The following is a 9958-nucleotide window of genomic DNA, read 5'->3' on the forward strand; positions in this document are numbered from 1 at the left end:
CACGTACCTGGTAACTGGCAGTCTTCGCCAAACTGAATTCGGTGGCTATGGGTCCTGGCTTTCGCCAGGACGACGGCGGAGAGACGTCACGCCCTCACTGCCCCGCCAGCCGATCGGCAAAATACCCGATCGTCTTGCGATAGATCACCGCCCTGTTCCATTCGCGCATGGCTTCGAAATTGGCGGTGCCTTCGCCGTAAGGCTGGCCCATCTTGAAGCCGCTGGTGTGGAGCAGGTTCGCGGTCGAGGCGAGCACGTCGGGGACGCTGTGGCGGAGATCGACATGGCCGTCGCCGTCGAAATCGACGCCGTACTTGACGTACGACGACGGCAGGAACTGGGTCTGGCCGATCTCGCCGGCATAGGCGCCGATCAGGTCGCGCAGCGGCAGGTCGCCGCGCTGCACGATCTTCAACGCCGCGAGCAGCTCGCCCTGGAACAGCTCCGTGCGGCGGCAGTCATGCGCGAGCGTCGCCAGGGTGCGGATCACCGGCAGCTTGCCGATGTCGCCCTTGCCGAAATCGCTCTCCAGCCCCCAGATCGCAACCAGGATATAACGGGGCACGCCGAACTGCTGTTCGATGCGCGACAGCAGTGCGGCGTGGCGCTGCAGCAGTGCCTTGCCGCCATTGATGCGGCCAGGGCCGACACGGGTCGAGACATACTGCTCGAAGCTCTTGTTGAAGGTGTAGCGCTGGCGCCGGTCGAAGGCGAGCACCGCGCCGTCCTGCTGCACACCGCTGAGCGCCGCGCTGGTCACGCTCGCCGAGACGCCGGCAGCTTGCGCTTCCGAGGCCATGCTGGCGACAAAGCTGTTGAAGTCGCCGCCGCAGCGCGCGGCTTGCGCCGATCCGCCGGCCAGACAGGCGATGACGGCGATGGCCAAGGCGTATTTCGACATTCGGATGAATCCTACAGGGAATGGGCGGGGAAGGCAGCGCGCGATCATGCCCGGGAACCGGATTCGCGTCAAAGCGGCAAATCCCCGCCAGAACCGATCGCATCCTGTCTGCGACAAATCAAATGCGCTCGCCCCTCCCCAACCGATCGAGATGACCATGCCTATGCTCATGACCATGTCCATGTCGCGCCGGATGCTCGCCGTCCTCGCATTGCTCTTCCTCACCCTGACTGCCGCTTCCGCGCAAACGCGCGATGTCGCAGGCAGCCGCGACTATCCCGGCATCGGCCGGTTCGCCGGCAGCGTCATCACCGGCTATGCGATGAAGGATTTTGACGCGGCGCGGATGCAGGCGGCTCCCTTCAAGGACGGCCAGCCCGTCGATGCGCGGCGGCTCGAGGGTCGCGTTATTCGCATCGCCTATCGCACCAATCCCGGCCCCTCGATCCTGGAAGTCTCGCGCAATTTCGAGACGCAGTTGGCCAAAGCCGGCTTCGAGACCCTGCTCGCCTGCGACACCGATGCCTGCGGCGCCATTCCCTTTACCGAAGCTATCGACACGCTGCCGGTCCCGCAGATGTGGGTCGATGGTTTCAACTACCGTTACTACGCCGGCCGCAAGACCGAGGGCGGACGCGAGACCTTCGCCAGCGTCCTGGTCAGCCAGAACAACCAGGACATCACCACGCAGGTCACCGTCGCCGAGCTCGGCGCCATCGCGAACAAGATGGTGGACGCCGCCGCGATGGCGAAGGGGCTTGGCGAGACCGGCCACATCGCGCTCTATGGCATCTATTTCGACACCGACAAGGCCGTGCTCAAACCGGAAAGCCGCCCGACGCTGGAGCAGATCGCAAAGCTGCTGACGAGCCAGCCGCAGCTCAACGTCTTCATCGTCGGCCACACCGACAGCCAGGGCGCCTATGAATACAATCTCGACCTGTCGAAGCGCCGCGCCGAAGCCATCGCAGCCGAGCTGGTGAAGAACTTTCGCATCGCGCAGGCGCGGTTGCGCACTGCCGGTGTTGGATTGCTGGCGCCGGTCGGCCCGAATGCAACGGACGCAGGCCGTGCGCTCAACCGGCGCGTGGAGCTGGTGGCGCCGTGAGAACGGTGCATGCGGCACTCGTAACGTGATGGGAACAGCGTGAAGGGCGAAAACGGATTAACATATGTTTGTCAGCGCGACTTCTGCACGCACGCGGGAATACGTGCAGGCAAACGCGCGTTCTGACAAGGCGCGCAGCGCTCGCTGCGTTGCGTTGCGTTGCGAGAGCAGGAAATATGAACAAAGTGCTTTAGCCGTCCAAGCAATTGCTTTGATGCTGATCGAAACGCGATGTCGCGACCACTGCATATCTCATGCGCTCGCTGCGACATCGCAGCGCCAACGATTTGCCTTGCCATGGCATGGCGCCGGTTATAACATTCTATTCTAGGTTGTCGCCCTGCCAGCCCCGGGCGACGCTGAAGACCAAGATAAACGGCGGGCTTCGCGGCCCGCCGTTTGTTGCGGCAAGGGTGAGGCAAGGCTGAAGGTAAGGGTCTCCTCGAAGGAGCGCATCGGGTTTTACGAAGCGCTGGACGCTTCCACCCGACATCCAAGCGCCGCGCAAACGGGTTCGTCGATCGATCGCCCAGCCAGTTCTGCCGCAGCAGCGTCCGCAGCCGGCCTCCGGAAACCTGCCAAAGTCATTTGACTATGGCCCCCTGATCGACGAAAAGCCGGCCATGGCCAAAAAACCCGGAACCAATCCCAAGGGCGAATTCGCCTTTTTCAACGTCTTCTATGAAGACGGCTCCCAACGCTCCAACCGGCGCGTGCCCGCCGAATTGCTCGGCGGCCTCGACGGCGACGAGCCGGCCCGCGCCTTCATCATGGAGCAGGACCGCGAGATCGCCGAAAAATCCGGCCGCCCGGCGCTGGAGATCAAGAACCTCGAGCGGGTCGGCGCGAAGAAGAAATAGGCCGATCCAGGCAGGCGCTCACCAGCGCCCGGCCCGCCTGTTCCAGGCAAACAGCAGATCGGCAAACCGGTCATAGAAGAACCGGGTGAACGGCAGCGCCACGCGATTGCCGAACAACCCCGCAAGCCACCCCTCTCCCGGCGTCAGCCTCCACAGCGCAATCGCGACATCCGCGCCGACGATAAGTCGGCCGGCCTCATCGGTCGCATGCAGGCGGCGCCTGATATCGTCGAGCGTGGCGCCAAAGTGCGCCAGCGCATCGGGCTGCTCGTTGATATCCCTGAATTCGATCGTGCCCGCGCGCACCAACGCGAGCAGCTTGTTGCGCTGCCAGTCGATGCCGGCATCGCAGACAGGGCAGCGGGTGTTGTACCAGACGGTGAGGTGAGCCGGCATCATCGAAGCATAAATGTCTATCTGCGCCACGTCGAGGCAGGAGCCATCCATTCGGCATTGCAAGATCGATGCACCTTTCTCATCGGAAGTATAATCCGATAGAAAGCTGATGAGGCTCTTTGGCTGAACGCGGTCGAAGTAGGCGCGAACGAAAACGGCGGGCTTTCGCCCGCCGTTATTGTCTCAACAACCGCCAAGTCGCGGCGCTTGAACTAGTTATCCAAGAAGCTCCGCAGCTTCCGCGACCGCGACGGATGCTTCAACTTCCGCAGCGCCTTCGCCTCGATCTGACGAATACGCTCGCGGGTCACGCTGAACTGCTGGCCGACTTCTTCCAGCGTGTGGTCGGTGTTCATGCCGATGCCGAAGCGCATGCGCAGCACGCGCTCTTCGCGGGGGGTGAGCGAGGCCAGCACGCGCGTGGTGGTCTCGCGCAGGTTCGACTGGATCGCGGCGTCGATCGGCAGGATCGCGTTTTTGTCCTCGATGAAATCGCCGAGGTGTGAATCCTCCTCGTCACCGACGGGCGTCTCCAGCGACAACGGCTCCTTGGCGATCTTGAGGACTTTTCGCACTTTCTCCAGCGGCATGCCGAGCTTTTCGGCCAATTCCTCAGGAGTCGGCTCGCGGCCGATCTCGTTGAGCATCTGGCGCGAGGTGCGCACGATCTTGTTGATCGTCTCGATCATGTGCACGGGAATGCGGATGGTGCGCGCCTGGTCGGCGATCGAGCGGGTGATCGCCTGCCGGATCCACCACGTGGCGTAGGTCGAGAACTTGTAGCCGCGGCGGTACTCGAACTTGTCGACCGCCTTCATCAGGCCGATGTTGCCTTCCTGGATCAGGTCGAGGAACTGCAGGCCGCGGTTGGTGTATTTCTTGGCGATCGAGATCACGAGACGGAGGTTGGCTTCCACCATCTCCTTCTTGGCCTGGCGGGCTTCGCGCTCGCCCTTCTGCACCGAGTGCACGATCTTGCGGAACTCGATGATCTCCAAGCCGGTCAGGGCCGCGAGCTGATGCACCTCGTGGCGAAGGTCCTTGATGCGGTCCTTCTCGTGATGGACGAAGTTCTTCCAGCCCTTGGCCGACAGCTTCGAGACACGGTTGAGCCACCGCGGATCGAGCTCCGAGCCGGTGTAGTTGCGCAGGAAGTCCTCGCGCGCGACGCCGTGGCTGTCGGCGAGGCGCATCAGGCGGCCCTCATGCGAGACGAGGCGCTTGTTGATGTCGTAGAGCTGCTCGACCAGTGAGTCGATACGCGCCTGGTTGAGGCGCAGCGACTTCACCTCGACGATGATCTCGTCCTTGAGCTTGCGGTACTTGCGCTCCTGGTGCGGCGACAGCGAGGGGCCGTGCGAGGTGCTCTCGAGCTGGTTCTGGATGTCCTGCTCTTGCAGCTTGCGCAGCTTCTTGTAGCTGTCGGCGATCTTGTCGAAGATCTCGACGACCTTCGGTTTGAGCTCGGCCTCGATCGCCGCAAGCGACATCTGGTTCTCGAACTCGTCGTCCTCGTCCATGTCGGCTTCGGCGGCGGACTCCGCCGGATCCTTCGCGGCTTCGCCGGCATTGCCGGGCACAGGCGCGGCGCGGAACGGGGTCGGCGACGGCGGTGCGGCGGGCGGCGCGACATGCGCGGGCGCGGCGCCGGTGACCTGGCCGCCTTCGGCCGGCGCTTCACCGGTCTCACCGTTGGGACCCGCGATCATCGCATTGTTCATGCCGGCCTTGGCGTCGGGCCCGGCATAGGTGGCTTCGAGATCGATGATGTCGCGAAGGAAGATTTTTCCTTCGTTGAGCTCGTCGCGCCAGATGATGATGGCCTGGAAGGTCAGCGGGCTTTCGCACAGCCCTGCGATCATCGCCTCGCGGCCGGCCTCGATGCGCTTCGCAATCGCGATTTCGCCTTCGCGCGACAGCAGCTCGACGGTGCCCATCTCGCGCAGATACATGCGCACGGGATCGTCGGTGCGCTCGCCCGGCTCGCTCTTCTTGACCTCGGTGACGGCCTTCTGGGTGACTTCGACCAGCTCGTTGTCGGTCTCGTCCTCGCCGCTCTCGTCCTTGTCTTCCTCGCCTTCGCTATCGTCGGCTTCGGTGACGTTGATGCCCATGTCCGAGAGCATGGACATGATGTCCTCGATCTGCTCGGGCGAGGTCTGGTCGGACGGCAAAACTTCGTTGAGCTGATCGAAGGTCACGAAGCCGCGCTTCTTGGCCTGCTTGATCATCTTCTTCACGGCCGCGTCGGACAGATCGAGCAACGGCGAGGGCGCGTCCTGGGAGTCCTTCTCCGGCGCGTCCGCTGCCTTGTCGTCTTTTTCCTTGTCCTTCGCCTGCAGCGTCTTTGCCTTGGTGGCCATCCATTGCTCCTAAACGCGTTTCACACAGACGTTCGCCGCGCCCGCGTGAAATCACTTGAACCTGTTGCTCGATGCTCTCGCTTCGTCAGATCTCGACACGAAAAGGGCGGCGCGGACCTCTTGTCGCCACCCCCGACCTTTCACTCGCCGGATTTGCCTAACGCTTCGTAGAGCCTCTTTGTCGCAGCGGATGCAGGTGTAGTGCCAACAGCAATTGCGCGGATTCATTCCTGACGCGTCTGTTCTGCCTGCGGCCGCCTGGTGGCCAAAGTGCTACAAGACCGTTAAGCCTCGATTAACCCTGTTTTTGCCGCCAAACCTCGGATTTGGCGAGTCTTTTAGCGGTTCCGGTCCCGGCCGTCCGCATGATTCTTTCATCACACGCTCTTCTGGAACCGGCCCGACAGCTCGCCAAAACCCTCGATCAGGGCCTCGGTGCCGTCGACTTCGCCTATCCGAGCCTTGACGTCGCGCAGCCACGCCATGTTGGCCTCGCTGGGATCTTCCCCCAAGGCCAGCTCGGCGTCTTTCAGCTCTCTAAGTAGTGAATGGTACTGCCGATGCAAGGCGACCAGCTGATGCCACGTGGACAGAACGTCGTCCCGTGCCGCGCCCTCGCGGGCGCCCCACACCGCCGCCGTCGTGATGCCGCCCTCAACCCGTTGAAGAGCCTGCGAAAATCCGCCCTTCTCGAGGTCGCTGCGCATTTTCTCGGCGAGCTCGCCAGGGTCCGGCGAATGGTGATGGTCGTTGGCAAAAGCGGCGATGATGCCGGCCCGGAGCTTATGGACCTCGGGATGGGCGAGCTCCAGGGCCGCGACTTCCTCGAGGTGATCGTGCAGCAGCCAGGGGTGGTTGATCAGGATTTGCAGGATCAGGGCCTCGCGGCGGGAGATGGCGCTGCGCTGACCGCGCATGATCGGGCTTGCCGCGAGCTGCGCGCTCGCCGCTTGGTAGGGCCCGGAGGGCAGCTGGATCGGACCGGGCGGGCCGCGGCGGCCTCCAAATCCCTGATTGCCGAATCGATTCGCGCCTCCCCCACCACGGGGCTGAAACTGACGACCGGCCGAGCCGGGGCGGAAATTGCCACGGCCGCCGCCAAAGCCGCCGCGCCCGCCTTCGGGGGCAAAGGCGCGCTGAAGCCGCTCGGCAAGATCCTGCCGGTAATAGCGCCGCACCACCTCGTCGCGGATGCCGTTGGAGAGCTCCTTGATGCGCGCCTCCAGCGCGGCGCGGCGCTCTGGCGTGGCGAAATTGCCGCCTTCGAGCTCGCGCGACCAGATCATCTCGGCGAGCGGACGCGCCGCCGCGATCACCTCCTCGATCGCGCCGCGACCGCCGGAGCGCACGAGATCGTCGGGGTCCTGTCCCTCCGGCAGCAGCGCAAAACGAAGACTCTTGCCGGGCGCGAGGAAGGGCAAGGCAAGATCTGCGGCACGATACGCCGCCTTCTGGCCGGCGCGGTCGCCATCGAAGCAGAGGATCGGCTCGTCCGCCATCTTCCAGAGCAGCGCGAGCTGGTTCTCGGTGAGCGCGGTGCCGAGCGGCGCCACGCTGCCGGCAAAGCCCGCGGTGACCATGGCGATGACGTCGACATAGCCTTCGACCACGACGAGAGCGCTGCCGTCATGGGTGGCTTTGCGCGCGGTCTGGTGGTTGTAGAGATTGTCGCCCTTGTGAAAGAGCGGCGTCTCCGGCGAGTTCAGGTACTTGGCCGGAACGTCCTTCTCCAGCGCGCGCCCGCCGAAGGCGATGACGCGGCCGCGCAGATCCGTGATCGGAAACATCACGCGATCGCGGAAGCGATCATAGGGCACCGGGATGTCGTTGCCTGCCACCAGCATGCCGGTCTCGATCATGTCGTCGACGGAGACGCCGAGCTTGCCGAGATGCTCTTTCAGTGCGAAGCGATCGGGCGGCGCATAGCCCAGCCGAAACTGCAATTGCGTCGCCGGCGAGATCGCACGATCGGCGAGATAGCCGCGCGCCTTGGCGCCGACGCGCGAGGCCAGCGTCTCGGCAAAGAACTTCGCCGCGAGATCCATCACGTCGTGCAGCGAGCGGCGCCGCTGCTCCTGACGCGCCGCATCCGGCGTCACCGCCGGCAGCGGAAGGCCCGCCATATTGGCGAGCCGCTCCACGGCCTCCGCGAACGGCAGGCCGTCGGTCTCCATCACGAAGCTGATGATGTCGCCGTGCTTGCCCGAGGAGAAGTCGTGGTAAAAACCCTTCTGGTCGTTGACGTAGAAGGACGGCGTCTTTTCCTGCTGGAACGGCGACAGCCCCTTCCACTCGCGCCCCGCCTTCTTCAGCTTGACGCGCTTGCCCACGACTTCGGAGACCGAAAGCCGGGCACGCAGCTCGTCGAGGAATTGGGGCGTGAAGCGCATGGCGGAATGGAACTCTGTCAGCTCGGCCGCGTGAAGCGCCCACCTCAGAAAGGCGAACGCCGGCCTTGCTTCAACGCCTTATTTAATGTTCATGATATGTTCAGTCCATATCCACAGGCTTGATAATCCAAAAATACGATTGTATATACAGAGAAACTGATGCCGGATTTCAGCTCTCTCGCGTCTGCCGGGTTTGAATGGGACGAAGAGAAGAACCGGACTAATCTGATCAAACATGGCATCAGCTTCGACGATGCCAGTCAGGTCTTCTACGAACGTGTCGTCATCAAACGGTCGAATCGCAACGACGAAGAGCGGTGGATCGCGATCGGAAAACTCGACGACCGACTTCTGACAGTGATCTTCACGCGAAGAGACAAAGCGATCCGTATCATTTCAGCGCGACGTCCGAGGCCAGATGAAAAAAGAGCATATCGTGAAGCGTCGATGGGGAGATCGCCGCAAGGGTAATAGTGATTGGGCCCGTGTCGATGCAATGACGGACGAGGAATTGGAAGCCTCGATCGCAAATGATCCCGACTGGGCGGAGTTCAAGGACGTCGACTGGTCGGACGCCGTGCTGGTGATGCCGCCGAGGAAGAAGGCGATCTCCATCCGCCTCGACGAGGACGTGCTCGACTTCTTCAAGCGCGATGGCGAGGGCTATCAGCGGCGCATCAATGCGGTGCTGCGCTCCTTCATGCAGCAGAAGTCGAAGCCGAAGAAGCGGGCTTGATCCGGAGAATATCTTCGAAGGCTCGTGACAGAAGCCTTGAACCCGCCCCGGTTCCACGCTTCCATGGGCCATGTTCAGGACCTTCCGAGGCGGCCAGAGCGGGGGTTGGCGCATCACCTCGATTTCGCCCGTCACGGGCGAGCCCCTCGCCTTCATGCCGGCGCTGTCGGTCACCGACAGCGAGGCCATCGCATTGCCGCTGGTGCCCTCGCGCAATGCCTGGCGGCTGGTCGGTGTCGCGAGCAGCTTGCGCTACACCGAGCGCGGCGAGAAGGAGCAGCTCACTGCCATGCAGGCCGGCCTCGGCCGGCTGGAAGCAACCAGCGCCGCGCTGATCCCGATCCGCAAGTCGCAGGCCTGGTGGGATCTGACCCAGGAAGAACGCCGCAGGATATTTGAAGACAAGTCGCATCACATCGCCAGCAGCCTGCGCTTCCTGCCTGCGATTGCGCGGCAGCTCTATCATTGCCGCGACCTTGGCGGGCCCTTCGATTTCCTAACCTGGTTCGAATTCGCGCCCGCGCACGCCTCGCTGTTCGAGGAGCTGGTCGCGATGCTCCGGCGGACCGAGGAGTGGACCTATGTCGAGCGCGAGGTCGACGTGCGCGCGGTGAAGGAAGTGCTTTCGGCCTAGTGATCGAGGAAGCGGCCGGATTCGATGCGCGGCAGATCGGTGACGGGCCAGTTGTAGATGTAAGTCCAGGCCGGTGCCGTCACCCCGTCCGCGCCTGTCACGTCGACCAGCCGGCGCAGATATTCGGTCGGCTCGGGAAAGCCCTCACCGCAGGCCTCGTACATGTCGAGCTCGCGCAGGAGCTCGTCGGGTACGCGCAGGTGGAAGAGTTCGCCGTGGACGCGGTCGGACGGCACATCGGAGAGCAGCAGCCCCGGATAATGCTTCACCAGAACGAGCCGGCCGCGGCAGGTCGCTTCACTCAGAAAATCCGCGTGCCCGGCAAGCAGCCGCGCCATCGGATGGTCGAAGCCGCGCATCAACGTGCCGTAGACGAAAAGACGATTGGAGATCATGCGGGCTCTATAGCTGCGAATGATGCAGAGCGACAGCGCCACACATTCCATGGTCGTGGGGGGGGGGGGGGGGGGGGCGGGGGGGGGAGGGTGGGCGGGGGGGGGGGGGGGCCCCCCGCCCCGCGCGGCCAGCAGCCCGAACGGGGGGTGGCGCGCCACCGCCCCCCCCCGCGCG

Annotated in this window: 10 protein-coding genes; 5 read left to right on the top strand and 5 right to left on the bottom strand. The window is 63.7% G+C overall.

Going from position 1 to position 9958, the window contains the following annotated elements; all coding sequences use genetic code 11:
• Positions 1 to 94: 94 nt before the first annotated feature.
• Entirely contained in the window at positions 95 to 901 is an 807-nt protein-coding gene (locus AC0L3A_RS29595) for a lytic murein transglycosylase (protein ID WP_473255676.1), read from the bottom strand.
• A gap of 169 nt (positions 902 to 1070) precedes the next feature.
• Between AC0L3A_RS29595 and AC0L3A_RS29600 the strand changes: the two genes are divergently transcribed.
• Together AC0L3A_RS29600 and AC0L3A_RS29605 are read left to right on the top strand one after the other, a co-directional pair.
• Positions 1071 to 2009 (top strand): OmpA family protein, encoded by a 939-nt coding sequence (locus tag AC0L3A_RS29600; protein WP_473255693.1) that lies wholly within the window; start codon positions 1071 to 1073, stop codon positions 2007 to 2009.
• Positions 2010 to 2632: 623 nt separating this feature from the next.
• The gene (locus AC0L3A_RS29605) at positions 2633 to 2869 is read left to right on the top strand and encodes a hypothetical protein (RefSeq protein WP_007596614.1); all 237 of its coding nucleotides are present in this window, start codon (positions 2633 to 2635) and stop codon (positions 2867 to 2869) included.
• Between the two features lie 18 nt (positions 2870 to 2887).
• On the opposite strand, the gene AC0L3A_RS29610 is transcribed toward AC0L3A_RS29605, so the two are convergent.
• The 3 genes from AC0L3A_RS29610 to dnaG form a co-directional block, all read right to left on the bottom strand.
• Entirely contained in the window at positions 2888 to 3268 is a 381-nt protein-coding gene (locus tag AC0L3A_RS29610) for a thiol-disulfide oxidoreductase DCC family protein (protein ID WP_371261371.1), read from the bottom strand.
• A gap of 209 nt (positions 3269 to 3477) precedes the next feature.
• Positions 3478 to 5628, bottom strand: a complete 2151-nt coding sequence (rpoD, locus tag AC0L3A_RS29615) for an RNA polymerase sigma factor RpoD (RefSeq protein ID WP_007596618.1) — start codon at positions 5626 to 5628, stop codon at positions 3478 to 3480.
• 377 nt (positions 5629 to 6005) lie between these two features.
• Positions 6006 to 8018: a DNA primase gene (gene dnaG / locus AC0L3A_RS29620; protein WP_473255677.1), complete on the bottom strand. Its 2013-nt coding sequence runs from the start codon at positions 8016 to 8018 to the stop codon at positions 6006 to 6008.
• A 159-nt stretch (positions 8019 to 8177) separates the two neighbouring features.
• Between dnaG and AC0L3A_RS29625 the strand changes: the two genes are divergently transcribed.
• The 3 genes from AC0L3A_RS29625 to AC0L3A_RS29635 all read left to right on the top strand — a co-directional run bounded on the left by AC0L3A_RS29625 (position 8178) and on the right by AC0L3A_RS29635 (position 9388).
• Complete coding sequence (locus AC0L3A_RS29625; protein WP_007596621.1) at positions 8178 to 8489, top strand: BrnT family toxin; 312 nt, start codon at positions 8178 to 8180, stop codon at positions 8487 to 8489.
• A 25-nt stretch (positions 8490 to 8514) separates the two neighbouring features.
• Positions 8515 to 8754: a BrnA antitoxin family protein gene (locus AC0L3A_RS29630; RefSeq protein WP_245285940.1), complete on the top strand. Its 240-nt coding sequence runs from the start codon at positions 8515 to 8517 to the stop codon at positions 8752 to 8754.
• A 70-nt stretch (positions 8755 to 8824) separates the two neighbouring features.
• Entirely contained in the window at positions 8825 to 9388 is a 564-nt protein-coding gene (locus tag AC0L3A_RS29635; RefSeq protein WP_007596625.1) for a chlorite dismutase family protein, read from the top strand.
• Here the strand turns inward: AC0L3A_RS29635 and AC0L3A_RS29640 are convergent.
• Positions 9385 to 9783: a gamma-glutamylcyclotransferase family protein gene (locus tag AC0L3A_RS29640; RefSeq protein ID WP_035993593.1), complete on the bottom strand. Its 399-nt coding sequence runs from the start codon at positions 9781 to 9783 to the stop codon at positions 9385 to 9387. The genes AC0L3A_RS29635 and AC0L3A_RS29640 overlap by 4 nt on opposite strands.
• Positions 9784 to 9958 lie beyond the last annotated feature (175 nt).

It is taken from the genome of Bradyrhizobium sp. MI1.3 (assembly GCF_055811695.1).

Bases quoted from the DNA above. Each gene is read 5' to 3' on its own strand.
- AC0L3A_RS29625 (WP_007596621.1), top strand. From the start codon at position 8,178: ATGCCGGATTTCAGCTCTCTCGCGTCTGCCGGGTTTGAATGGGACGAA.
- AC0L3A_RS29605 (WP_007596614.1), top strand. From the start codon at position 2,633: ATGGCCAAAAAACCCGGAACCAATCCCAAGGGCGAATTCGCCTTTTTC.
- AC0L3A_RS29595 (WP_473255676.1), bottom strand. From the start codon at position 901: ATGTCGAAATACGCCTTGGCCATCGCCGTCATCGCCTGTCTGGCCGGC.
- AC0L3A_RS29610 (WP_371261371.1), bottom strand. From the start codon at position 3,268: ATGATGCCGGCTCACCTCACCGTCTGGTACAACACCCGCTGCCCTGTC.
- AC0L3A_RS29635 (WP_007596625.1), top strand. From the start codon at position 8,825: ATGTTCAGGACCTTCCGAGGCGGCCAGAGCGGGGGTTGGCGCATCACC.
- AC0L3A_RS29640 (WP_035993593.1), bottom strand. From the start codon at position 9,783: ATGATCTCCAATCGTCTTTTCGTCTACGGCACGTTGATGCGCGGCTTC.
- rpoD (WP_007596618.1), bottom strand. From the start codon at position 5,628: ATGGCCACCAAGGCAAAGACGCTGCAGGCGAAGGACAAGGAAAAAGAC.
- AC0L3A_RS29630 (WP_245285940.1), top strand. From the start codon at position 8,515: ATGACGGACGAGGAATTGGAAGCCTCGATCGCAAATGATCCCGACTGG.
- AC0L3A_RS29600 (WP_473255693.1), top strand. From the start codon at position 1,071: ATGACCATGTCCATGTCGCGCCGGATGCTCGCCGTCCTCGCATTGCTC.
- dnaG (WP_473255677.1), bottom strand. From the start codon at position 8,018: ATGCGCTTCACGCCCCAATTCCTCGACGAGCTGCGTGCCCGGCTTTCG.